Genomic DNA, 24,467 nt, shown 5'->3' with positions numbered 1-24,467 from the left:
GTTCAACTCACTGATTCGATCAGATGGGAATACGACAAATGAGAATTGGTCTTCAGGAAGATCCGCAATTGCTCCGTAATCCGATCCTTGTGTGACTTCTTCGCCAATCGCCTTCGCAAGTTATCCGTCTCGAACTCATCGAGACTGCGACCGTCCTTCAGCACCACGCCGTAGATCTTCTCCGCGAACTCTTTCGATACCTTTCCATCCAGGATGTCTTCCAGGACCTGTCTCGCGGGACGAGCCAGCGGATCTCCATAGCCACCACCGCCCGGCGCGATGTGCGTGAACCTGTCGCCTCGCATGAGCGTGACGAGGCCCAAAGGCATGACATCGAGAAGTTGCTCCCCGGATTTGCGGGAAAGAATATTCAGAGAAGGCGATCCCGGAAGCCCTCCTTTCAAGCCACTCGCAAGATGACTGCGCCGATCGGAGCGGAGCCCGAGCTGCGCTTCTTCCGAGAGGACCTCGTAAGAGCGCCGAATGGCGAGGCCACCGCGATATCTGCCCCCTCCTCCCGAATCGTTCACGAGCTCGTAACGCAAGACCTTGATCGGCAGCCGTGCCTCCATCAGCTCTATGGGCTGATTCGCCATGTTCCCCAGTGGATTCGAGATCCCATCCACGCCGTCCTTGCCCGGCCGCCCGCCCCAGCTCCCGAGGATGCCGTCGGTGACCAACCAGCCCCTGCCACGCTCTCTACCGGAGAAACTGACGACCGAGGGACCACCTTCGCCGAGCGCCGGCATCCTCTCGGGAACAATTTGCGCGAAAGCTCCGAGCAGCACGTCGAACATTCGATATGCGATCACACCGCGCGCCGCGCACGCCGCCGGTTCTTCGGGATGAACGATGCTTCCCAACTCAGCCCTGATGCTCAGTGCACGGCTGAAGCCATCGCAGTTGGGAATGGGTATTCCCATTGCCGAGCGAACTGCCGCGTACGTAACAGAGTTCGTCGTCGCGATCGGTCCGTTGATGGCGCCCTGTACTTGCTTGTCGGTGCCGGTCCAGTCGATGACCAAGTCGCTACCAGCCACCGTCACGCGCACTTTGAAGGCGATTGGCGTCGGGTCGGAGCCGAGCCCATCGATGTAGTCTTCGTAGAAATAATCGCCGTCCGGCATGGACGCAATTTCAGCGCGCGCGAGTCTCTCCGCATAATCGTGAAGCGCCTCGCAATAATCTGCAAAGGCCTGCGGACCGAGCTTCGCCAGCAGCTCTCGCACCCCCCGTTCGCCGGCCTTGCACGATGCCACTTGCGCCCGCAGATCGCCGATGAGCTGCGAAGGCATTCTCGAATTCATCTCCAGCACGCTGAACAACGCTGCGTTGGGCCGCCCCTCCTCGTAGATCTTCACCAGGGGGATACGCAAACCTTCCTGGAATATTTCGGTCGCGCCCAAAGCCATGCTGCCGGGCACCGCTCCGCCGACATCGGCATGATGGACGATCGTGCCAACGAACGCCGCGACTCGTTCGGCTTCGAAGATCGGCAGGATCATGTAGATATCCGGAAGGTGCATGCCTCCGCCGCTATAGGGGTCGTTCATCAGGAACATATCCCCCGGCCGCATCGATTCGCCATGCTCCGAAACGATCTTGCGCATGGCGTCGGGAAAGGCGCCCAGATGGACTGCGAGGGTGAGACCCTGGGCCACCGTGCGTCCGTTCCGATCGAACACCGCGGTCGAGAAGTCCATCGAATCGCGAACGATGGGCGAATACGCCGTACGCAGAATCACCAGCGCCATTTCGTCGGCGATGGAGCCAAGGGCGTTCTTGACGATCTCGAGCGTCACCGGATCCACATTTTCTTTCATGTTCATGCCCCGAGCTCGATCACGATATTCCTGTTGGAGTCCACGACCGCCGACGCGCCCGGAGGCACGACGCAGGTCGAATCGTATTCCTCGACGATCAACGGACCGCGCCGCGGAGAGCTCGACAGCGCCGACCGCGGCACGACCGGCGTCTCGATGAGCCCTCTCTGCTTTCCGAAATAGGCCGTGCGGACCGTGGGCTCGATCTGCGCGCGCCCGCGATTGCCGGGACTTGCAGGCGTGGCATCGTAGCTTCGCTCGTTTTGCGAACGCAGGGCTCCGCTCGCCCTCAAATTCACGATCTCTATCGAGTCTGTACGTGAAAAATGACCATAGGTTCGCTCGTGCTCTCGATGAAAGGCATCGGCAATGCCATCGATGCGAAACTCTCCGGCGTCATCGCTGCCGATCGGTACCGTCAATTCGTAGGCTTGCCCGGCATAGCGCAGGTCGAGCGCATAAGTCACGTCGATGTCTGATGCCGTGCTGCCTTCAGCCAACATCGCCTGTCGGACGCGCGTTGCCAGTTTTGACAGCGATACCGCGAGATCGCGCGAATGAAGCGAGTCGAGGCGCGCGAGCAGCGTCTGCAAACATTCGTGTTGCGTGTTGGAATAAAGGAGCCCAAGAGCACTGAAGACTCCCGGACTCGGCGGCACGATGACTGTCTTCATGTCCATCAGGGCCGCGATGGCATGGGCGACGATCGGACCATTGCCGCCGAACGCAAACAATGCGAAATCGCGAGGGTCGCGGCCCCGATAGGTCGACACGGCTTTGACCGCGCGGGTCATGGTTGCAGCTGCTATGGAAAATACTCCGTAGGCCGCATCCAGAATCTCGACGCCGGTGGGTTTGGCAACGACTGTTTCGATCGCTTGCCGCGCCTTGGCTGCGTTGATGACGAGCTCGCCGCCCGCCAGGTGTCGCTGGTTCAAATAACCTAGCGTGAGCACCGCGTCGGTCAATGTCGGAGTCGTACCGCCGGCGTCATAACACACCGGCCCAGGCACCGCGCCGGCGGACTCGGGACCCACTTGAATGAGACCGCCATTGTCGATGCGGATCTTGCTGCCGCCGCCGGCGCCTATCTCCGACACATCGATGAACGGCAGCTTCACGGCATGACCGCCACCTTTCACCAGCTTGCTGCTCAGATTGATGCCGGCGCCAACCTCGTACTCGGTCGTTCGCGCCGGCTGGCCGCGTTCGATCATCGCAGCCTTGGCGGTCGTGCCACCCATGTCGACAGTGATGATGTCCGAATAGCCCGATGCATTCGCGACATGCGCGCCGGCGATCACACCGGCTGCCGGACCGGATTCGATGATGGTGGCCGGCTTCTCCATGACACTGGACGCAGTCATCACGCCGCCATTGGAATGCATGATGTGCACGGGCCCGGCCATTCCGATAGCGCGAAGTTTCCCGATCAGCGATTTGAGATACCCGACCACCACCGGTCCGAGATAGGCGTTGACGACGGTGGTGCTGGTTCTTTCGTATTCGCGAATCTCGGGAAGTATCTCGTGCGAGCACGTCAGATATATGTTCGTGCCGAGCTCTTCGCGCAGCAGGTCGCGGATTCTGATCTCGTGAGCCGGGTTGGCATATGAATGAAGCAGGCAGATCGCGACCGACTCGATCTGCTCGCTGCTGAGTTGCTGGGCGATCCGCACAACACCCGCTTCGTCCAATGGCATTGCAACGCTGCCGGAGCTCGAGAGGCGCTCTGCAACTTCGTAGCGATACCTGCGTGGCACCAGCGGTACAGGCTTCGAATAGTTCAAATCGTAGAGTGTCGGCAAGCGAAGCCTGCCGATCTCGACGACGTCGCGGAATCCTGCGGTCGTCAAAAGCGCCGTCTTCGCGCCCTTGCCTTCGAGAATTGTGTTGGTGGCGACGGTGGTCCCATGCGTCAAGTCCCGAACCTGGCCGGCCGTTGCATTCAATTCCTCGAGCAGCGACTGCAGCCCGGAAACGATCGCCATCCCATAGTCGGCCGGGGTCGACGACAACTTCTTGGTATGCGTGGAGCCATCGCTGCCCAGCAGAACGATATCGGTAAAGGTTCCCCCGATATCGACGCCGGCGCGGTACGTGATCTGTGACATCTTCCCCTCGGTCGTTGGCAGCATTAGCGCCGTATTGATGAAACGTTATATTGACGTATCCCGCGCCTGTCAACGACCAACGTCCATTTATAACGGGATTCTAGGTAAAAATGATGAACCGGTTCATCAGTGAAGCCTTACACAACCGTCGCATCCGGCGGCGGCGCCCTTTTATTTGGTACGGCGGGAAACGCGCGCGCTGATCAGGTTGGCTCGACTCGCGGTTTTCAGTTGGGCGCAGGATTCCCGGACGATGAGCTCGACCGGATAGATGACGCGGCGTGCCGCGCCGTCCGACTTGTTGCCCAGTCGATCCAGAACGAACTCGGCCGCGGTCTCGCCTACTCTCGCGTGGTCATATCGTATGGCGGTAATGGTGGGAGAATTCATGCTGAGGAAGTCGCTGTCACCGATCGAGATAACAGAAAGATCCTCGGGGATCTTCAGGCCCATGCCACGGGCCACCTTACAGACGAGCGCAACGTCATCGATGATGCCGATGACCCCCGTCACCGGATCCGCGCTTCTGAGTATTTGAGAACAGCTGGAGACATTGAACGAGCCGGTATGAAAGATGAGCGAGGGATCGAGCTCGCCACCCGCCTGCGCGATCGCGGCACCATAGCCACGCTCCATTTCGCGACCGGCCCAGGTCGCTGATTGGCCGCCGACCAGGGCGATGCGTCGATGGCCCAATCCCAGTAGATAACTGCAGGCCTGCAGGCAACCCGTGAAATGATCGGTAAGGACCGTATCGAGAGAGTTGCCGCCGTCTCTTTCCCAAAGCACCACCGGCATGCTCAACGCTTTCAGCTCCCGCATCCGGCTGGGATCCTGATCGTCCGTTATCGCGGTGATCACGGCGTCGACCTGCCGTTGTTGGAAGAAACGCAGGATGGCCGCTTCCTGTTTGGGATCGTTGTGGGTATTCGCCACGAACATATCGTAGCCAGCTGCTCGCAACCGGCTCTCGGCAGCGCTGATCATTTCGGCCACCGCGTTCAGCCGCACGTCGGTAACCAGGCACCCCACCGCCAGCGTGGCGCGCTTGCGCATGCTCTGCGCCACTCGATTCGGCACGTACCCGAGCTCTCGCATCGAGGCCAGAACGCGCTCGCGAATGTCGGTTGCTACAGTGTCGTTTTCATTCAGGACCCGGGAGACCGTGCCGATCGAAATACCTGCGCGGGTGGCAACGTCGCGAATCGTCGGCGGCCGCCGAGCTGCATCGGAGGTCGTCTCCGATGTCGCTGGCGCGACGCTCTTGGGCTGTTTCATCCTCGGCACGACGGGTCCCTACGCAGGCTGCTCATCTGCTGCATCTTACAGTAGCCTGCCCCCAGGGTTCAGCCGGACCCGACTCGCCGAAGCTCTTTTCCCGCTCGAACCGGTTCGCCTCATCCGCGTTGGCCGAGGTCGCCGACACGCAAAGAAGGATGATGGAGGGCACGAGTGCGATCAAAGCCACGAGCATTCCGTCCGCGACTGCCGCACCGGGCGACCATCCTCTGGCAATGAACGAGTCGCTGACCGCCCCGACGATGTACGGGCCCAAAGCCGTGCCGAGCAGCACCTGGATTACGATGTATGTCGCCGAGGCGGTCGCACGGATCCGGGGTGTCACGAGGGAGTTCGCGTTCGCTGCTCCGGGCCCGTAGCAGGCCGCGGACAGGAAGTTGAAAGGAATCGTCAAAGCATACGCGTGCCATTTGGACGGCACTTGCACGAGCATGGCAATCGCGAGGCCAGCCCCAGCAAGCGCTACAGCGATCACCAGCAGTCTGCTTGCGGCTCCTCTCGCAGCTACCAGGCGATCTGTCATCCAGCCGCCGACCATGACACCGGCGAAGCCTGCGGTTGCATATGAGAGACCCAGGACGAGCCCGACTTCGTCCGCGGGAGCTTGGTGATAACGCTGAAAGAACACCGGCAGCCAGCCGAGCGCGGCCGCGGTCACGAAAGTAACGCCGACACAGCCGAGATTTGAAAGCACCACGGTGCGACAACGAAACAACATGCCGAACGCCGACCGATCGGTCAGCGCCAGGTGTTGTACCCAGGACGACACGCTGTAGATCCCCACACCCAGCGTTACCCACTGATAGACGTTGCCGGTCAGTGCGATCAGAGCTTTGACCCCCGTCGCTACCAGCCCCATCATCAGGAGGTTCTTCAAAACCGCCGCGGCTCCGCCCACGACAAAGAGCGCTGCGAAGTTGAACGGCGGGACCAGTGACATCAGTGTCTGAAGCACGGCTTTGAGAGGATTGCCGTGTGGAGCAACGAGCACGCCATCTCCGCTGCCACGAGGCGGTTCACGCAGTGTGGCTACCCATAAGGCAAGCAGCAGGCCGGGAAAGCCGACGATCAGAAACGCGGCCTGCCAGCCCGCCAACCCACCCGGCGCTTCGGCGGGAACGGGAAAGGCGCTTTGCCAGATCGTCAGGATATATCCCCCGATGAACAGGCCAATGCCGGCGCCGAGGAATATTCCGCTCGAGTAGAAAGCGAGCGCAGTGGTACGGAAACGAGGTGGAAAAATATCGCAGATCAACGAGTAGACCGCCGGCGAAGCTCCCGCCTCTCCCACTCCCACTCCCATGCGCGCGGAGGCGAGCGGCAAAAAACTTCGCGCCAACCCCGAGGCAGCGGTCATGAGACTCCAAAAAGAGATACTCCAGGCGATGACGTTCTTGCGACTGGCAACGTCGGCAGCCTTGCCCAACGCGAGGCCGAACACGCCATACACCACCGCGAACGAGGTCCCCAACAGAAATCCCATCGCGGAATCGCTGAGCCCGAGATCCGCCTTGATGTCTTCCGCAAGGATGGCAAGGATTTGCCGGTCCAGGAAATTGAAGACATAGACCAGCATCAGAATGAACAATATATATGAGCGTCCGCCGCTCATGACATCGGTTCTCGCCGCGGCATCGCGCCTGGTCATTACTACCGCTTCCCCCCTTCGTCTCGCCAGTCGCCTCAGAATGGGTGTCGCGGCTTGCGCCGCGACACCGTCCGCTTCAGAAACTCGTCCCGAACGTCACTCCCCAGTTGCGTGGCGCGCCGATGTAAAGCGCTCGAAACGTCCCGATATCGGTGCCCGTAGTCCCATACAGCTCGTTGGTCAGATTCTTGCCGAACAGCGAAACGTAGTAACGCTCGTCCGCTGTCTTGAATGTGATGCTGCCCTCGACCAATCCGTAGGCGTCGAGAAAGAATGTGTTCAAGTCGTTGGCGCTGCGCCGCCCGGTCCGATCGTACGATGCCTGAAAGGTGAGCGATCCCCGATCGGCAAGCTGGGCTGCGTAGCTGACGTTGAACGAATAGGTCTGTCTCGGCAGACGCGCCAGTTTCAAGCTCTTGGCCAGATCGGGATCGGCAATGCCGTCGCCTGTGAGATCGACGCCATTGAATTCGGAATAGCGCCCCTCGGTGGTGGCGAACGTGCCCGCCAGCGACAGGCCTTCGAAGGGAACCAGGACCACGTCCAGCTCTGCTCCCTCGATGCGCGCGCTCGCCGCGTTGAGCGTTCGCTGCCGGGCCTGATCGTCGAGGGTCTGGCGCTGCAGATCGCTATACTGATTTCGATACAACGCCACGTTCGCTCTCACCAGCCCGTCGAACAGCACCGACTTGATACCGATCTCATAAGCGTCGACGTTCTCCGGATCGTAGGGGCCGGCAGGTCCGACAGAGTTGCGGAGATTGTAGCCGCCGCTGCGAAAGCCTCGGGTAAACGAAGCATAAGTCATCAGATCGTCGGTCACGGCCCAACGCACGCCGGCTTTCGGCGTGAAGTCCCGCCAGGTCTGCGAATCGTTCGTACCAAAGTTGCATTGAATGACCTGAGGATCGCACTGGCCGAAGTTGGCGACCGTCGCGTGCTTTCGCTCGATCGTGTACCTGCCGCCTACGGTCGCAGTGACATCCGCCACGATGCCGATGTCCGCTTGGGCAAAAATGCCGCCAGCAGTATGTTCGAGAACGCCCCGGCCCGCCGGACGACTCGCCAGGATGGTCCGGCTCTCTCTGTAGTCGACATCCTGATCGAAGACATTCGCGCCGCTCGTGAGATCCACGCGATCGAAGAGGCGCGTCGCATAGACGACCTCGGCGGATCGCTGTCGCTGACGCAGCCCGGTCGGCGTCTCGAACTGGAACAGCGACGCCTCGGTGCCATCGATCTCCGCCTGGCCATCGACCTCGAGCTTCCGGTAACCGAGAATGGTCGTGAGCTTGCCTTCTCCGAGCGTCCAGTTTGCTTCGCCAACCATCTGATCCCAATCGGTGCTGGTGTGAGCAAAGATGTTGGCGGTCAGATCGAACTTGCCGGTCGGCACGGGCGGTGCGATCGCGATCGCGGCAGGCTTGATCGCCAGATTCTTAGTCGGCGTTCCATAGTCGTCTTGCCGGCCCATTTCGCCGATGAGCGTGAACGTGAAGTCATTCGCTCGCCACTCGAGCATCGGCCGCACGATCACAGCATCGGTCTCGGCGATACGATTGTCGGGGTCCGCTGCGTTGCTGAAGTAGCCGCCATTGTCCTTGCGACTGACAGCGAGCTTGCCATTCAACCGGTCCTTCAGCAGGGGCCCCTCGATGGCGGCGTTCACGTCCACGCGATCGAACGAACCCACGGTCGCTTCGGCACGCGCGCCGAAGTCCCCGGTCGGACGTTTGCTCCTGACGAGAACCGCGCCGCCGGTTACATTCCGGCCGAACAGCGTTCCCTGCGGCCCACGCAGTACTTCGACCGATTCGATGTCGAAGAGGTCGGTGAGCGCACCGACGTTCACGCCCAAATACATGCCATCGACGAACACGCCGACCGTCGGATCGTCGGAAGGGTTCGACGTGTTCACGCCAACGCCTCGAATGAAAAAGTTCGCCGCAGCCGGGAAGGTACCGTTCGCCTCGAGCCTCGCTCCCGCCGTCATGCGCCCCACGTCGACGAGAGTTTGCACGTGCTGGGCCTCGAGCTGTTGCCCTGTGAACGCGGCGATCGCGAGCGGCACATCCTTCAGGGCCTCCGCGCGGCTTTTGCGCGTGGCGGTCACGACGATTTCGGTGAGCGGAGCCGCCTGCCCGTCTGCAGCCGCAGCCCCGGAACCCGCGGACTGAGCGAAAACCGTCGTGGTCAGCGCTGTTCCGATAATCGAAGTGGAAAGCAAGACCACGCGATTCATATCTCGGAGCACATCGATAGTGGCACGCATCTGTTTCCCCTTTCTCGACCGGTCTGTCGATTTGTCGCTCACGCTCATGACTCCCCCCTCTTCTTGAATCTTCGAAAACCTATTCCGCCCCGATCGCACCGAGCAGCCGGAAATGAAGCTCGATGGGACTCACACCATGGCTTCGAGCCAGATCGGCGAGCGTCAGACGCTCACCGCGCTGTTGCCCGATCAACACCACTTCGTCTCCGACCTCGGCCTCCGCCACGGCTGAAAGGTCGACAATCGAATGCAGCAGGGTTCGCCCGATGACAGGAACACGCACGCCTCGCACCAGCACGTACTCGAATCCTCCCGTCGATAGCCCGTCGAGCCAACCCAGCGGGAAAACGCCGGTGCGGCCGCCGGGCGGCAGCTCGATGCGGTTGGCGTAACCAACGTGCACGGTTTGCGTAGAGGCATACATGGTGACCTGCAGCAGCGTGCTGGCGACGGAGCGAAGCACTGGCCTGATACCTTCGGCCTCTTCGACCAATCCGTATAGCAAGCGGCCCGGATCGACTGCCGTATAGCCAAGCTGCGGGCGCCGCAGAATTGTCGGGCTGCTGGCGATCATCGTCGTCAGCGGCGTCGGCACGGCAGCCTTCAATGTCGTCAGGAAATTCTCGAAGCGAGCGATTCCAGCGTCGAGAAGCTCATCGTCGCCGCTGCCAAAGTGAGAGTAGACACCGATGCAGCGAATTCGAGATTGCCTGCGATAGGCGCCCAGGACCGAGGCCACCGAGCTCTGGTCGAGACCGTAGCGGCCCAAGCCACATTCGAGCTTGAAGAACACCGATGCATTCACGCCTGCCTGCATCAACTCGACAAACGATTGCTCGCTATTGATGCTGAGAACGACGCCGGCCTCGGCGAGAGCAGGCAACATCGAAGGCGCGCAAGACGGAAACAACAGGATCGGCAGGTCTGGGGCAAGACGTTTGGCTCGAAGGGCTTCGCTCGGTGTACCGGCGCAGAAGCCATCGACGCCCGCGCGCCGACCCAGCGCGATGACCCGCTCCAGGCCCAATCCGTAACCATTGCCCTTTACCACTTGGAACAGTTTCGTCGCCGGCGGCAGCAACCGACGTGTAGCGCTCACGTTCGCTTCGAACGCCGCTGCGTCCAGCGTGAACCGATTGCTCCGCCCATCCGCGGCTTCGACGATTACGAGCGAATCATCTTCTCGGTGAGGCTGGAGCTGCATCAAGTGATCCCCATCTGTCACATCGAGCCCAATCCGGGTTCCGGGCGAAGTCATCCTTGATGAAACGTTATATTGGATTTCGCCCATGATGGTCAAGCAAACGATGCGAGCCGCCCTGCATCGCGTCACGTCCGAGCTCGAATCAAGGCCGTATAGTCTCTTACATCTTTGTTTTTACGTGGCTATTTGTCCATTGATCAATCCAGGCACAGCTCTCTCGGCTTGCGCCGTAATTTCTGATCTAATGTGAATCGGTTCATTTCGCCGGACAAGACTCCATGCACATCAACACTCCTTTGCTCGAAGCGGACGCTTCATACAGCTCTTTGCAGCGTCCGCTGCTGTTCAAAATGGATGCCCTGCAGCCAACGGGGAGCTTCAAATTGCGAGGCGTGGGGCTTGCGTGCAGACGCGCGGTCGATCAGGGGGCGCGGCAAATCGTTTGCGCCTCTGGTGGCAACGCCGGGATTTCAGCCGCTTACGCTGCCAGCAAGTTAGGCGTTCCCATTTCAGTCGTTGTCCCGGAGACCACGTCTCTTCAGGCGCGAGTGGCAATCGAAACACACCGGGCGGCAATCCGTGTACACGGCTCATCGTTCGACGACGCGGATGAATATGCTCGCAAGCTGGCCGCGCAAACCGGTGCGTTCTATCTTCATCCCTTCAACGATCCGTCACTTTGGGATGGACATGCCACGCTAGTGGACGAGGCAGTCGCGGCAGGCGCCACGTTCGACTGCGTGATCACTAGCGTGGGCGGGGGCGGCTTGCTTGCCGGCATCGTTGCCGGGCTCGCGCGAAACGGTCTCGCGCACATTCCGGTGATAGCTGTCGAAACAGCAGGTGCTGCGAGCTTTTACGCAAGTGTCACTACCGGCGAGCTCGTTACGCTGCCCGCCATAACGACGATCGCAACGTCTCTCGGCGCGCGCCGCGTAATGCAGCACGCGCTCGACCTCGCCAAGACATGCCCGATCGTCAGCCTCATGGTAACCGACGCCGACGCCATCATGGCCTGCCTGAAATTCGCGGATCGAATGCGCGTGCTAGTGGAGCCCGCGTGCGGAGCGGCACTCGCAGCTGTCGACGTTCATGCTGACAAGCTCCTTCCTTTCGAGCGCCCGCTGATCGAAGTCTGCGGTGGCTACGGCACGTCGCTGGCGCAACTGACGCGTTGGCAACAGCAGTTCGACCTTTGAGCGTGTGCTGGCCCGGAGCCCGCAAACGCAGCACCAGAACACGCTGCAGGTCCACGAGCCCGGTGCGCGACAGGCGCCGTAACGCCGTCAGCGTGCCGCTGTCTTCCATGTTGGTCATCATAAAATTCCGCGCGGCGCCGGAATGCAGCGGACCCAATCGTTGGCCCAGCGATTCAGCTGCTTGTCATGCCATGATCGAAGTACTGCGACGTCTGTGCCGCGGCGGAGCCAGACACCAGTGCTGCTTCCGCCCAACTCACAGGAAGGCTTGCAGGATCATCGATGGCGGCCCGTGCAACCAACTCGATGATCTTCACGCCCGACACATCGACGCTCATCCGCTGCCCCTCATCGCCCCATTTCAAAGGTCGGCTGGTGGCCAGCACTTTGCCGTCGCCATACACCACGAAAGTCGCGGCATGTCGATCATCTCGAGCCGAGTCGTTGACGCCGACGGTCGCAGTGAACCGCCGATAGCCTTGATTGCGCACCTCCAGCCGAGAGTTTGCGAGGACGCCAATGCCCGTCTCGAATTTTCTGCCGCTGATGCGAAGCGCTTCGCCATACGGCGCGCTATCCGGCTGCGCCCCGCCCCATCCCGCATAGATCGGGCGTTCGCCACTGCTTCGCGTTCCCTGCCAGCCAAATGCCGAGCGATGAATGGTCGGATCCGGGGCAGGCCACACCACGCCATCGACGGCGGGATTCACGTTCCCTGGCTGCTCGGAAAGATACAGACCGTCGGCGAGCACTCGAGCGCCACGCGCCTTGAACACGAGCGTCTGGTGCCCTTCGAGCTGCAGCTTCGCTTGCTTTCGGAAGCTTTGTTTGCGGCCGTTCCACAAATCCACCAGGGCCACATCGCGATCATCCCGGAACTTCAGGTGGGCCGCGGTCAAGTCGACCTCGAGCGCAGCGGCGCTTCGATTGAAGATGGCGACGGCCTTATCTCCCGTGCTCAGCGTCTTCACGAAAATCTGGACCTCGCCGCTATCGAAGGCAACGACGGCCTGATGCCCGGCAGGATCCTGATTCAGCGCAATCACTTCCTCATTGCCAAACACATCCAGCAACGCCTGCGGCGCAGTTCGCAGATCCATGCCGATCATCAGCGGAGCATTGATCATGGCCCACATCGATAGATGAGACCGTGCTTCGGTCAGGTGGCCCGCAGCGAAATCGCCTTTGCCGATGAACAGCATGTCAGGGTCGTTCCATGAGCCGGGGTGAGCGTAGAGCGCCCGCCTGGCAGCGCTGTCGAAGTTCGTGAGCAAGCGGCCCCAGGTCGGGTTGATATCGTCGCTGGTTCGCGAAATGTTGCCGAAGTCCTTGCCCCAGGCGCGCACATTGCCCGCGCCCCAAATACACAGCGACAGCACAAAGTCACCGTCGGGGTTGTTGCGAATCAGCGCCGCGTCGATCTGTCGGAACAGCGACTGAACTGCAGGAATGTCCGACCTTGCGACCGACTCCATGTCGAGCAACGGCTTGAACTCGCGATAGGCGCCGGATATTACTTTCTCGCTGTTGGCTGCGTAGGCGCGCACGCCACATCCATCTACCTTGATGAAGTCGAAGCCCCACTCGGAGAAGAACAGAGAGATGTCCTGCTCGATGTGCCCGTACAGTCCGACCTCGCGCTCTTCGACCGAGCCTTTCGGCAGATCAGACTCGTCCGGCGAGTAGGCCTGTGAGCAGGTGTTGCGGCCAAGATCCGAGTAGATGCCCGCCTTGAGTCCCATCGCGTGCAATCGGTCGGTGAACGGTCGGAACGATGGCAGACCGCCTTCGCGCACGGTGGATGGAAAGCGCGTCGAGCGGATCACGAGTTGGCCGTCGCTCGTCCGCCGCTGCAGCCACCATCCGTCATCGATGTTGACGTAACGATAGCCCTTCCGGGCCAGCCCACTGTCGACCAGCGCTTGCGCGGATCCGAGGATTTTGTCCTCATCGATGTCGGTCGCGAAGGCATTCCAGCTGCTCCATCCCATGGGCGGGGTTGGTGCGCGACCCCCGGTGTAGGCGCTCCATCGACCGGTCGGCGCTAGCGGATCGCTCTGCCCCGCGGCCAAAAAAACAGGAAACATCGCGAGCAGCGCGAAGGTTGCCGGCGCCAGAAATCTCGTGGTCATGTCCGTTCCTTCACCCAGGCCCAGCGCACCCCATCCGAACCATCGGGCAACGGCCCGGGGCTGTCCGCGACGATTTGCTGCGACTGTGGATCGATGCGCAGAAAACGATGCGTACGCAGCGACATCAGCACCAGCTCGCCGGAGGGCGTCTCGATCCATTGAAACGTTTCCGCCATGCCGGGCCGCTCGCTAGTCAATCGAGCCGCACCGCTCGCCTCGACGGTGACGAAACGCCCGCCGAGCTCTAGCGCAACACGACCGAGCTGCATGTCCACGATCTTGACTGCGCCAGGCTCGCCGACCACCAGCCCGCCCTCGCCAGCGCCGAGGCCGTAGCTGTGTCCCACAGCGCTCAACAGAATCCGCTCGCGATACGGAATCGGCCGCATCAGACCTCGCGGCGCAGGCTGAGCAACTGCGAAGTTATCGAAATCGGCGGAGCCACCGCGCTCGCCCCGTGTGTTGTAGTTGAACAATGCATAGCGCACGCCTTGGAATGTCGTGAGCTGAAAGACCATCGTGAACGGCTCGCCGAATGGCGCGAAACGTTTACCGTCGAGCGAATATGAGAACCGCGCCTGCTCGGTGAGAAAGTCACATTCCGCGCGCAGCCAGACACGCTGCGAAGGCAGATCGAGGACGGCCTTGCGTCCGGTCTGCTCGTCGAACTGAATCAGCTGTTTCTTATCTCCTGCGCGCTGCACGCCCAACCACGCATATGGCCGGCTGAACAGCGCAAGGCCCGCCACGTCGCCATCCAGCATCGAGGCAGTATCGAGCAGCACGGATGGCGCCGAGCGCGGGCCGATCGAGCGTTGCGTCAGCGTGTTCCGCGCATCCCACAGACTGGTCGCGGACAAGGCATGCAATCGCAAATAGCCCTTGCGTTCGTCCAACGACCAGGCGTTCTCGACAGGAACGTGATTCCATTGCCAGATCGGCTTGAGCACGCTGCCGGAGAAATCGTCATCGCGTTCGTAGGGAACCGCCACGCGCTGCGCGACGGCCGTCTTGGGTTTTACCCACGTCCGCGGCGTGCGTCCCAGGTTCCCTGGCAAGCCAAAGTACGGCCATCCATCCTTCCAGGTGACCGGCGATAACGCCGTCAGTCGCCCCACCGAGTTGTAGTCCATCATCGAGTAGCCCCACCACTCGCCGCTCGATGTTTGAATCACTCCACCTTGATGTAACGAGAGCCGGCCGAGCGCGTGCGGATCACCGGGACGGATCTCATAAGGGGGCGCTTTGCCGCGCATGTCCCTCAGCCGATAACCTTGAGCGAGGCCGAAGTCCTCATCGATGCTGATCGCCTGATTCACTTCGTAAGGACCTCCGGGGCGATCGGCCCGCGCCGCGGGCATCCGCATGCGACCGTCATACCAGGCGCTGGTGATGAAGTATTTCCCGTCGATCTTGTAGAAGTGCAGCCCCTCGCCCATGCCCGCATCGGTGGCGATGATTTCGCGCTGCGTGCCCGGCACGATGTCGGTGAGATCGGCCGTGAGTTGCGCAAACTGGATCGAGCGATAGCCCCACACCGCATACGCCTTGCCGTCATCGTCGAACAGCACCGAGAGGTCGTGCAGGCTCTTGCGCATCGATTGCTGGCGCCACGGGCCGGCGGGATTCGTGGCCGTGAACAGCTGCGTGGCCTGCTTGTTCACATTGCTGAAGATATAAAACGTGCCGTTGTGATAACGAAACGACGGCGCCCAAAAGCCCTGGCCATAAATGTTGCCGCCGCCCTCCAGCCGGAACGACGGACCGAGATCCAGCGTGCGCGCCGCGTAACCCACGAAGTTCCAGTTGACCAGATCCTTCGAATGCAGGATCGGCAATCCCGGCATCGAGTGCATGGTCGTGCCGGTGAGATAAAAGTCCTCGCCGACCCGGATCATGTCGGGGTCGGAGAACTCGTCATAGAACAGCGGGTTCGTATACGTGCCGTTGCCGTTATCCGGCGTCCAGGTGTCGGCTTGCGCGCCGCCCGTCCACTCGAACAGCACGAGCAAAAGAATTCCCACGCACCTGCGCATCGTCACCCCCTGTCCGCGGCGAGCAGCGTAATTAGCACCCCGCCCGGTGCTCGTCAATACTCGTACAATTTAAAACAGGGTCCGCCGGCGCAACCTCCGGCAGCTTTGCCGCGCGTAGCAGTCGATACTCAGGGTCGAACGATTTGGTGCTGCAGCTGTTTGTTATTTGACCGCTTTGGCTGGCGGCTTGTTGCGATCGTTCACCGACTGCTCGATCAGCGTAGCCACGCCTCGTGGATCTTCCTGCTGCGCGACGTGTCCGCCTGGAAAGGTGCGAATCGTCCAGCCACGAGCGGCCGCGCGCTGCCAGCTCTTATCCGTCTTCGCACGCTCCTCGGCGGACTTGTCCTTAGGAACGAAGGCCACGTAAGTGACCGGCAAGGCCAATGCGGCGGGATTCTTATAAGAGACCGGCTGATTGAAACATTTGATCGAATGCTTCACGCTGTGCGGCGGCGGTGTGTCGGGCTTCACCCAAGGCACCTGCATGAAGCCGTCCGCGAAACGTGTGGGGTCCTGCTGCCTGCCGCCAAAAAGATCCCACAGCGACATACCGTCGTCAGGCACGGCGGCGTCGAGAAACACGACGTGACGAATGCGCTCGGGAATCCGATCCATCACACCGGTGATGACCATGCCGCCGTAGCTATGCCCGGTGAGCACCACGTCGCGCAGGTCCTCGAACAAAATCAAATTGACCACATCGTCGATGTGGGTTTGCAGATCGATCTCGGGACTATTGAGGTGGTGACGCTCACCGAGACCCGTGAGGGTCGCGCGGTAAACGGTGTGACCGTCGTCGCTCAGGAACTTGCCGGTGCTCTTCCACTCCCAGCCGCCAGCCGTGGCGCCATGTACGAGCACGAACGTGTACTTGTCGCTCGCCGCGGAGGCATGCGTGCCAAGAGAAACAAGGACGAAGAAGCCAACCAGCAGTGCGAACGCACGAAGCACGCTTCGTGAGCCCGCAAACCCGATCATGTGATGTGTCACAGTCCTTACCCTGGTACTTCTGCCGCAGAAAGCAGCCTCGCGCAGTCACGCTGTTAGCGTGAGTTCCACACGATCGCTTCGACCAACTCTAACAAGCAACCAGTGGTCCCGCAATAAACTCGTACAAATCACTCGACGCTGAGATACCCGCGGCAGCGATGGGCCGCGGGCAGTTTATGAAATTACTTCGTGCCTCGTGGCGGGCTCAGCAATGCAACGAGGCTGCGTGCGTGTCGCTTCATTCCAATATCTCCCGTGCTGGGCCCCTGCCTCGCAGACTGCGAGCTACTTCATCGGCGAGAAATCCGTGGCTTGGACGAACGTCGATTCTACTTTTATTACGATGGGGCCGTTCGCTTCCGAGGCTGCTCTCACTCGTTTCCATTCGGGGTCGGCACTGAACGCGGCCCAGCTCTGCGCGGCGGCCTCGCGACTCTTGTGCGCGAGGACATAGATGAGGGTGTTGTTCGACGCCGTCGGATCCTGAGGGATCCAGTAGGCGATGTTGACCATGCCATGTCGCTCGAAGAGCTTCAGGGTGTGCTCACGAAATCGCCGCTGCAAATCCTGCAGCTTGCCTTCGGCCGTGGTGTACGTGCGAATCTCGAACACGCGCGAACTATCGTCATCCGCCCGTAATGGCGAGACTGTCCCGAGCGTCAATGCCAACACTGCAAGAAACATCCATTTCATTTGGATTTTCCCCAACCCGACAGAATCTGCGCGAATGCTCATGAATCTACCATACGTGCGGATTTTATTAGCGATTCGCCTTTCGCCGATGAAAGAGGGTACATTACGCGCCGAAAAAGCACATCACCGAGCACACATGCTGCGAAGAATCTTTCTGTTGTCGGCAGCGTTCTTCGCCCTGCCGGCGCTCGCGCTGGAGGGCGAAGTCATCGTCCATGATCCATCGACGATCATTTTTCACGGCGGCCGCTATTACACCTACGGCACAGGAGCCGGCATTCCCATCCTCACCTCCGAGGATGGCTGGGCTTGGAAGCGCGCGGGCTCGCTGATGTCCGCCGTACCCGGGGGCAAGGCCGGGCCGGAAGTACTCGCTAAGGGCGGCAACAACACCTGGGCGCCTGACGTAATCAAAGTGGGAGATCAGTTCTTCGTCTATTACTCCGCGCCGGGCACCCAACCGAAGTCTGCGATCGGTCTCCTCGTGTGTCCGACCCTGGCGCCTGAGGATCCCGACTACAAGTGCGAGGACCGCGGGCCGGTGGTCTGGTCGGACGGTGTCGAAGACAGCAACGCGATCGACCCTGGCGTGCTGCTCGATCCGGAAAGACGCCTGTGGCTCGTTTATGGCTCGTACTTCGGCTACATCCGTCTCGTCGAGCTGGATCCGAAGACCGGCTTGCGTCGTGACCCCGAGCGCAAACCCGTCAACGTCGCCATTAACTCCGAGGCAGCGATCCTCATTCATCGCGACGGGTGGTATTACCTGCTGGTGACGCATGGCTCGTGCTGCCAAGGCGCGAACTCGACGTACAACATCCGCATGGGACGCTCGCGCAAAGTCACCGGTCCCTATCTGGATAACATGGGCGTGGACATGATCGAGGGCGGCGGCAAACTGTTCGCCGCTTCTCGCGGACGTCACATCGGACCGGGGCATTTCGGGTTGCTGGATCTGGGCGAGGGCGTGCAAAAGTTTTCTTTGCACTACGAGGCAGATCTGGATCGAGGCGCCGTGAGCGTGCTCGACATCCGGCCGCTGCTCTGGCGCGATGGCTGGCCCGTCGCGGGTGACAACCTCGTCGCGGGCACCTATAGCATCGAGTCCGCGAGGACAGGGACGGTGCTCGAGCTTGCTGTGCAGGGATCGCCGGTGGGCGGGTTGCGCCAGCGCCGGGGCGGTCCGCCGGGAAGTGGCATCGTGGGCAGCGCTCCGCCAGCGTCGGGACCGCCACCGGAAGCGGCTCCATTCGTGCCTCAGATCGGCCCACCCATTGCCGATCAGGAGCCTGCGCACGTCGCAGCGAACTGGCCTGCGGTGACTCGCGTGCGTCTTGCGCCCGCGATGCTACAGGCCCAGCAGAAGTGGGTCATCGCACCGGTTGCCAGCGCCGGCGGCTATCCGGGCGCGCCCTACTTCCGTATCACCATCGCGGGCACCGAGCGCTCGCTGACTGCGACCCAGGGTGGCGAGCTCGAAGCCACTTCGTTCACCGGCGCGCCCGAGCAACTCTGGCGCATCGACCAACTCATCGACGGCACCTATCGCATCAGTCCCAAGTCGGTGCCGAACTCGAGCGCCACCTGGGCGCTCTCTGCCGTGGGCAGCAGCACGCCGACGCTGTCGAAGTTTGATCCCGCCAGCGATCGTCAGCGCTGGCTGCTCGGAGCCCCATGATGAGAATTGCACTCACTGTTCTTTCGCTGAGCCTGGCCACCGCAGGCCTCGTACACGCACAGGAGGGAGCGCGCCCTGCGCCGTCGACATTGACGCGCCCTAAAGGCGACGTGCAGCGGGTGGACTCGCGCGGCTTCATCCATCGCTGGTTCGTGCTCGAACCGGTGCCGGTGGCGGGACGTCTTACGGAGCCGGCTGTCGAGGAAGCACTGAAGCTCGCCGCGCTTCCCGACGGCGTGCGGCCGAGCGAAGGCGCGAAAGTCACGATCAACGGTGCCGAGCACGTTTGGCACGCACTCGAAACGCTCAACTACAACCTCAACCTGTACCACTTCGCGTGGTCGCTCTCGAAGCCAACGTCCAACGTGCTGTTCTGGGTCGAGACCACCGTAGACTCGCCGCGCGAGATGCAGAACGTGAGATTGGCCATCGGCTCGAATGCCGCCTCACGCTGGTGGCTCAATGGAGAGCCGGTGATCGCGCTCAACGACGACCGTCAGAGCGTAATCGACGACGGCGTCTCACACCGCGTCACGCTGCGCAAAGGGCGCAACGTCATCCGCGCTGCCATCATCAACGGCGGTGGCGCAACGGACTTCTGTGCGAGGTTTCTCGATGAGGATGATCGACCGCTGGTGGGACTCAACACCCGCTTGTAGCAATCTGGCCTCGTTGGAACGTCGCAGTGGCGCTCGGGCACAGTGCCGTCGTCGAGCTGATGTTCACGATGCTTCCGCCGCGCGATTGCATCGAGCGCATCGCATGTTGGCAGCGGAATCCAACCTCCGCCTAAGCATCGATCGATCTGACCCGTGCGCGCCGAGCAACGCGTGAACTTACAAAGCCTCGGGAAACTCCATCACGAAACGCGCCCCGCGGGCCGCATTCGCGTCGAGCGACAGGCGCCCGCCTTGCCGCTCCATGATGCACTTCGCGATTGCGAGCCCCAAGCCCGCGCCGGGGCCTGAGGCATTGGGACCGCGGCGGAAGCGCTCGAACAGGGATGCAGCCGCGTGTGCAGCGATTCCGGGCCCATCATCGGCAATGATCACAGTGGCAGCATCGGCGGACAGCGTGATCGATGTGCCGGCGGGCGTGTACTGAATCGCGTTCTCGATCAGATTGCGAAAGACCAGGCGCGTCAGTGTTGAATTCCCGTGCGTAGGCACGGCAGCGTTGGGCGTCGTGGCGGTCACGTAATGCTCCGATTCGAGCGCAACAGGCGCCAGCTCCCGAGCCACTTCCAGCGCAACGGCGTGAGCGTCGAATGGGGCAAACTGGAACTGTTCCTGCGAATCGAGACGCGCAAGACAGAGCAGTTGCTCGACGAGCCGCGCAAGCTGTTCGATTTCAAACGCAACATCGCCGAGCTCCTGCGCCGAAAAACGGGACTCGAGCCGTGCTCGCAATGTCGCAAGCGGGGTCCGCAGCTCATGCGCGGCGTTGGCGGTAAATTCCCTCTGCACTCGATAGTCCGCTTCGAGCCGATCGAGCGAGGCGTTGACTGCCTGAACCAGCGGAACGAGCTCCCGAGGAAGGTTTTTGGCATGTAACCGCTCGTCCAAACGATGTAGCGACAACATCGAGGCCTGATGCGAGACGGCACGCAAGGAGCGAAGCGATGACAGCACCGTCACGACCACGACGCTGACCACGGCGATCAGCAGCAGGGCAATCGGCGGATACAGCTCGTCCAACGCGCCGAGCATGAGCTGGGCGACCAGACTCTCTGAATCTTCGAGATTCCGCACCACACGCAACCAGTATTGGCCGTGACGATCATCGAGATCGAGCGCGGCAGCCATGATGCTGTTGCCCGACAACGCATCCGTTTCCAGCTGCATGACGACCTGCCCACCGCCTCGATCGACCGGCAATGGCAGATCAGGTGCAGATAAACCGCCCGACTCCAGCACCGTGCCATCTGCGCTCAGCAATTGATAGCCGTTCAATGTATCCGGTTGGGAGTAGAACTCTTGCAGGGATCGTGGCAACTCGAGACGCGGTGGGCCCGTCCCCGACACGATCGACGCACGCAGGTCCTGCACTTGGATGGCAATGCTCTGGCCTTCCAGACCCCACAGCCCTTCGCGAAATTCGAAGTACAACAGCAGATAGCTGCCGGCGAGCGCCAGCACGACCACAATGGTCAGTCGAACGACGAGTGCTCGAAGTAGGGACGGGGCACGCATCGAGCCGCGATCAGGAGGCAAGATAGCCCAGACCGCGCAAAGTCCGGAGCGACACATCAGCGCCCGCGGCCGCGAGCTTCTTGCGCAACCTGTGCACTTGGGTCTCCACTGAATTCGCGCTGCGCTCCTGCTCGAAATCGTACAGGCATTCGGCAAGCCGCTCCTTCGAGATGACCCGTCCCTGATTGCGCAGCAGCGCTTCGAGCACGATCAGCTCCGAACGTGTCAGATCGAGCTGCGTCTCACCGACGGTGGCGATGCGCGCGGACGTATCGAGCTTCACGCTACCGAGCGTCAGTGTGCGACCCAATGCCGCGCCCGGACGACGTAACAGCGCTCGCAGCCGAGCGATGAGCTCCTGCATCGCGAAGGGTTTGACGAGATAGTCATCCGCGCCGCAATCCAGACCGCGCACGCGATCCTCGATCGCACCTAGCGCGGTGAGGATCAGCACGGGTGTCATGTTACCTCGGTCACGCATTTCCTTCAGCGCGCCCAGGCCGGTGCCGTCCGGGAGCATGAGATCGAGCACGGCGGCATCGTAGTCGGCCGCTCGCCAGATTCGCAGTCCCTCGGTCGCCGAGGCCGCTGTATCGACTGCGAATCCTTGCGCACGCAGGCTCTCCGCCACAGCCTGACAGAGACGCTGGTTATCTTCGATGATGAGCAATCTCAATGGGCAATCTCAATGAACAGACTCGGTGCTCGGCTCATTCGCCGGGCGTCCAGGAATATTCGAACCTGAGTCCGATGGTGGGCAGCGGCTCGTCGAGTCCTTCGATGATGTTGACGCCGCGACGTTCGTCCCATTCATATCCGTTGGCGTTCTCCCGACCGTAAACGTTCAGGATGTCCAGATAAGCAACCAGGCTCAGCGGACCGAAGCGGCGCTGGTAGTCCGCGCGCAGACTCAGCGAATGATAGGCAGGCAGACGGTCGGCGTTGGTGCGCGTCAGCTCCTTCGAGTAGCGCACGGGGCCTGCGGCTCCCAACACGTCGCTGTGCACGATGAACGCATCGGTGGGCCGGCCCGAAGCATATTTCCATTTCGCCGAGAATGTCCATCGATCGCTCGGCTGCCAGACGCCGACGACACCGAACGCGTGCGGCCGATCCCAATCCGACGCATATTCCCCTTCGCCGAGCTTGTCGTCGCGGCGGGCGCGGGAGTATGAGTAAGTCGCCGAAGCGCTCCAGCCTCGGCTCATGCGCTTGGCAAGCATCAGATCCACGCCCGTCGCGGAACCCTCGCCGCTGTTCGTTGCGATGTTGGTGGTCCGATCGTCGAACACGATCAGATCGTCGAGCCGCTGATAATACCCTTCGGCCGAAAAACGCAGGTCCTGGCGCAAGTGCCGGGAATAGCCCAGCACCCACTGCGTGGAGCGCTCGCTCTTCAGGTCGAGATTGGACGGATCGAGCGCGATATCGAGATAACGCGGCGCTTGATGATACACGCCACCTCCGGTCCACACTCGGGTGACCGCATCGGGCTGCCAATTCAATAGCAGGCGCGGGGCGACGACGGACTTTCCGGAGAACCCGTCGCGCTCGTAGCGCATTCCGGGTGTCAATGTGAAATCGCCGAGGGTCCAGGCGTAGTCGGCATACGCGGCAACCTGCGTCTCCGCGGCGCTCAACGTCGAGTTGTATTCTTCGGGCGTCAGCACGATGTACTGTTGTGTCGGGTCGGGGCGAAAGTCCGACTGTTCGTACACATACCGTGTCCAGTCGCCGGATAGACGACGGTCGAAGTCGAGATCCACGCGAGCGACCCGCGCGCCCGCGGAGAAGAGTCCATCCGAGCCGAGCAACGTGCTGAAATCGCTGCGCCAGCCGATCTCTGTTTCACGCTCCTTGATGCGCAGAATGTTCTCGCGGACCGGCGTCGTCGCCGGTGTCGGGTTGGGACCCGCGAGATCCGGATAGGCCTCGCCCTCCGTGCCTGTCGTATCGCTGTTGCGGTAATAGAACGTATTGCGCAGCTGTGCGACCTCACCGGGAGACCACCGCCACGTCACGCCGAGCAAGGTGCTGTCCTGCTTCGAGTCCTCAAGTCCCACGTCCTCGAAGTTTTCGGACTCGAGCGCATTCTCGACCGTTCGCTTGGAATCTTCGCTTGCGTGAATCGCCAGCAGCTCGATACGATGATCGTCATTCAGGTCGGTGACGGACTTCACGATGAAATCAGTCAGGGTCTGCGTGCCGATGTCCTTCTCATCGATCGCTTCGAACAAGTTGCTGAAATCGAAGTGGCGCGCCGATAGCAGCAAGCTGGTGTTATCGGCCACGTAGCTCGGTCCGTCGTAGTCCGCCTCCACTCCGATGATGTCGACGCGTGCGCCCGCCGTGGAGCTCACGGGATTGCCGTCCGCGATCTGCAGCTCCAGCAACGAACCATTCCTGCCGCCCTCGGCTGCCCGCCAGCCGCCCGGAGAAAACTTGGCGCTGCCGATGATGTTCGGCGCGAAGATCGAATATCGTCCGCCGCCATCGACGGCTTCCTGCTCGCCGAGCGACTCATCGAAATGCGCGACCTTATCGAAAGGAATGCCATCGATCAGGATCAGGTTGTCCCGCGGCCCGTTGCCGCGCACGGTGAAGCTCGAGAACTCACCCGTCGAGACGACGCCCGGCAGAATGTCCAGCGCTCGGAACACGTCGCCTGCGCTGCCCGGATTACGCCGTATCTCTTCACGCTCCAGCAGCACGGTGTTCGGCGTCGCCCGGGGATCCCCAGCTGCCGCGCGCGCCGAGACAACCACTTCGGCAAGCACCTCACCGCTCCCGCGCACCAGCGCGAATTCGACGGCAGCCACTCTGCGAAGCACGACCCGCACATCTGCCTGCACGGCTTTCACGTAGCCCTGCTCTTCGACCTCGACCGAATACACGCCTTCCGGCACGTGATCGAACGAAAACTCTCCGGCGGTATCGGCTTCAACCGTGCCCTGAACCCGCTGATTTCGCATGAGGCGCACAGTGGCCGTCGGTAACGCCCGTCCAGTCACCGAATCCACGATGCGTCCACGAACGCCACCCTCCGCCCCCTGTTGCGCCTGAGCATGCGCCGGAAGCGAGACAGATACACATAATGTAAGAGCTGCGAGCGGCAAGAATCTTTGCGGCATGGGCTGGTTCCTTGGACGGTGATAGTCTTCGGAAGCCAAGCTAGCAATCGAGC

Annotated in this window: 16 protein-coding genes and 1 pseudogene; 3 read left to right on the top strand and 14 right to left on the bottom strand. The window is 61.5% G+C overall.

All coding sequences use genetic code 11. From position 1 onward, the window contains the following. Positions 1-2 precede the first annotated feature (2 nt). The 6 genes from VGD45_RS25100 to VGD45_RS25075 all read right to left on the bottom strand — a co-directional run bounded on the left by VGD45_RS25100 (position 3) and on the right by VGD45_RS25075 (position 10,360). Positions 3-1,829: a hydantoinase B/oxoprolinase family protein gene (locus VGD45_RS25100; RefSeq protein ID WP_331158120.1), complete on the bottom strand. Its 1,827-nt coding sequence runs from the start codon at positions 1,827-1,829 to the stop codon at positions 3-5. Then, complete coding sequence (locus tag VGD45_RS25095; RefSeq protein WP_331158119.1) at positions 1,826-3,937, bottom strand: hydantoinase/oxoprolinase family protein; 2,112 nt, start codon at positions 3,935-3,937, stop codon at positions 1,826-1,828. The genes VGD45_RS25100 and VGD45_RS25095 overlap by 4 nt, the downstream gene beginning before the upstream one ends. 171 nt (positions 3,938-4,108) lie before the next feature. Next, positions 4,109-5,215, bottom strand: a complete 1,107-nt coding sequence (locus VGD45_RS25090; RefSeq protein WP_331158118.1) for a LacI family DNA-binding transcriptional regulator — start codon at positions 5,213-5,215, stop codon at positions 4,109-4,111. 31 nt (positions 5,216-5,246) lie between these two features. Then, positions 5,247-6,884 (bottom strand): MFS transporter, encoded by a 1,638-nt coding sequence (locus tag VGD45_RS25085; RefSeq protein WP_331158117.1) that lies wholly within the window; start codon positions 6,882-6,884, stop codon positions 5,247-5,249. Positions 6,885-6,960: 76 nt separating this feature from the next. Continuing rightward, the gene (locus VGD45_RS25080; protein WP_331158116.1) at positions 6,961-9,156 is read right to left on the bottom strand and encodes a TonB-dependent receptor; all 2,196 of its coding nucleotides are present in this window, start codon (positions 9,154-9,156) and stop codon (positions 6,961-6,963) included. Between the two features lie 79 nt (positions 9,157-9,235). Next, entirely contained in the window at positions 9,236-10,360 is a 1,125-nt protein-coding gene (locus VGD45_RS25075; protein ID WP_331158115.1) for an alanine racemase, read from the bottom strand. Positions 10,361-10,638: 278 nt separating this feature from the next. Here VGD45_RS25075 and VGD45_RS25070 point away from each other — a divergent pair, with 278 nt between their 5' ends. Next, on the top strand, positions 10,639-11,559 hold the full coding sequence (locus VGD45_RS25070; RefSeq protein ID WP_331158114.1) for a pyridoxal-phosphate dependent enzyme: 921 nt from the start codon (positions 10,639-10,641) through the stop codon (positions 11,557-11,559). 31 nt (positions 11,560-11,590) lie between these two features. Here the strand turns inward: VGD45_RS25070 and VGD45_RS34205 are convergent. The 5 genes and pseudogenes from VGD45_RS34205 to VGD45_RS25050 all read right to left on the bottom strand — a co-directional run. Further along, positions 11,591-11,668: pseudogene (locus tag VGD45_RS34205) on the bottom strand (hypothetical protein); the annotation flags it as partial. 64 nt (positions 11,669-11,732) lie between these two features. Continuing rightward, entirely contained in the window at positions 11,733-13,691 is a 1,959-nt protein-coding gene (locus tag VGD45_RS25065) for an NPCBM/NEW2 domain-containing protein (protein ID WP_331158113.1), read from the bottom strand. Beyond that, the gene (locus tag VGD45_RS25060; RefSeq protein ID WP_331158112.1) at positions 13,688-15,715 is read right to left on the bottom strand and encodes a glycoside hydrolase 43 family protein; all 2,028 of its coding nucleotides are present in this window, start codon (positions 15,713-15,715) and stop codon (positions 13,688-13,690) included. Before VGD45_RS25060 ends, VGD45_RS25065 begins: the two co-directional genes overlap by 4 nt. A gap of 174 nt (positions 15,716-15,889) precedes the next feature. Continuing rightward, positions 15,890-16,720 carry an alpha/beta fold hydrolase gene (locus VGD45_RS25055; RefSeq protein ID WP_331158111.1) on the bottom strand — a complete coding sequence of 277 codons (831 nt, stop codon included), beginning with the start codon at positions 16,718-16,720 and terminating at the stop codon, positions 15,890-15,892. 285 nt (positions 16,721-17,005) lie between these two features. Further along, positions 17,006-17,413 carry an NIPSNAP family protein gene (locus tag VGD45_RS25050; protein ID WP_331158110.1) on the bottom strand — a complete coding sequence of 136 codons (408 nt, stop codon included), beginning with the start codon at positions 17,411-17,413 and terminating at the stop codon, positions 17,006-17,008. A 136-nt stretch (positions 17,414-17,549) separates the two neighbouring features. Between VGD45_RS25050 and VGD45_RS25045 the strand changes: the two genes are divergently transcribed. Further along, positions 17,550-19,091, top strand: coding sequence for a family 43 glycosylhydrolase (locus VGD45_RS25045; RefSeq protein WP_331158109.1), 1,542 nt, complete (start codon positions 17,550-17,552; stop codon positions 19,089-19,091). Beyond that, on the top strand, positions 19,088-19,750 hold the full coding sequence (locus tag VGD45_RS25040) for a hypothetical protein (RefSeq protein ID WP_331158108.1): 663 nt from the start codon (positions 19,088-19,090) through the stop codon (positions 19,748-19,750). The genes VGD45_RS25045 and VGD45_RS25040 overlap by 4 nt, the downstream gene beginning before the upstream one ends. A gap of 177 nt (positions 19,751-19,927) precedes the next feature. On the opposite strand, the gene VGD45_RS25035 is transcribed toward VGD45_RS25040, so the two are convergent. The 3 genes from VGD45_RS25035 to VGD45_RS25025 are packed head-to-tail and all read right to left on the bottom strand — an operon-like array spanning position 19,928 to position 24,414. Continuing rightward, positions 19,928-21,283: a HAMP domain-containing sensor histidine kinase gene (locus VGD45_RS25035; RefSeq protein WP_331158107.1), complete on the bottom strand. Its 1,356-nt coding sequence runs from the start codon at positions 21,281-21,283 to the stop codon at positions 19,928-19,930. Between the two features lie 10 nt (positions 21,284-21,293). Then, positions 21,294-21,959: a response regulator transcription factor gene (locus VGD45_RS25030; protein ID WP_331158106.1), complete on the bottom strand. Its 666-nt coding sequence runs from the start codon at positions 21,957-21,959 to the stop codon at positions 21,294-21,296. A gap of 34 nt (positions 21,960-21,993) precedes the next feature. Then, a complete protein-coding gene (locus tag VGD45_RS25025; RefSeq protein ID WP_331158105.1) occupies positions 21,994-24,414 on the bottom strand; it encodes a TonB-dependent receptor in 2,421 nt (806 codons plus the stop codon). Positions 24,415-24,467 lie beyond the last annotated feature (53 nt).

The organism is Steroidobacter sp. (assembly GCF_036402275.1).
Taxonomy (GTDB): Bacteria; Pseudomonadota; Gammaproteobacteria; order Steroidobacterales; family Steroidobacteraceae; genus Steroidobacter.
The sequence above is the reverse complement of the archived record's forward strand: the minus strand, read 5'-3'. Positions and strand labels throughout refer to the sequence as shown.

Bases quoted from the DNA above. Each gene is read 5' to 3' on its own strand.
- VGD45_RS25100 (WP_331158120.1), bottom strand. From the start codon at position 1,829: ATGAACATGAAAGAAAATGTGGATCCGGTGACGCTCGAGATCGTCAAG.
- VGD45_RS25095 (WP_331158119.1), bottom strand. From the start codon at position 3,937: ATGTCACAGATCACGTACCGCGCCGGCGTCGATATCGGGGGAACCTTT.
- VGD45_RS25090 (WP_331158118.1), bottom strand. From the start codon at position 5,215: ATGAAACAGCCCAAGAGCGTCGCGCCAGCGACATCGGAGACGACCTCC.
- VGD45_RS25085 (WP_331158117.1), bottom strand. From the start codon at position 6,884: ATGACCAGGCGCGATGCCGCGGCGAGAACCGATGTCATGAGCGGCGGA.
- VGD45_RS25080 (WP_331158116.1), bottom strand. From the start codon at position 9,156: ATGCGTGCCACTATCGATGTGCTCCGAGATATGAATCGCGTGGTCTTG.
- VGD45_RS25075 (WP_331158115.1), bottom strand. From the start codon at position 10,360: ATGCAGCTCCAGCCTCACCGAGAAGATGATTCGCTCGTAATCGTCGAA.
- VGD45_RS25070 (WP_331158114.1), top strand. From the start codon at position 10,639: ATGCACATCAACACTCCTTTGCTCGAAGCGGACGCTTCATACAGCTCT.
- VGD45_RS25065 (WP_331158113.1), bottom strand. From the start codon at position 13,691: ATGACCACGAGATTTCTGGCGCCGGCAACCTTCGCGCTGCTCGCGATG.
- VGD45_RS25050 (WP_331158110.1), bottom strand. From the start codon at position 17,413: ATGAAATGGATGTTTCTTGCAGTGTTGGCATTGACGCTCGGGACAGTC.
- VGD45_RS25045 (WP_331158109.1), top strand. From the start codon at position 17,550: ATGCTGCGAAGAATCTTTCTGTTGTCGGCAGCGTTCTTCGCCCTGCCG.
- VGD45_RS25040 (WP_331158108.1), top strand. From the start codon at position 19,088: ATGATGAGAATTGCACTCACTGTTCTTTCGCTGAGCCTGGCCACCGCA.
- VGD45_RS25035 (WP_331158107.1), bottom strand. From the start codon at position 21,283: ATGCGTGCCCCGTCCCTACTTCGAGCACTCGTCGTTCGACTGACCATT.
- VGD45_RS25025 (WP_331158105.1), bottom strand. From the start codon at position 24,414: ATGCCGCAAAGATTCTTGCCGCTCGCAGCTCTTACATTATGTGTATCT.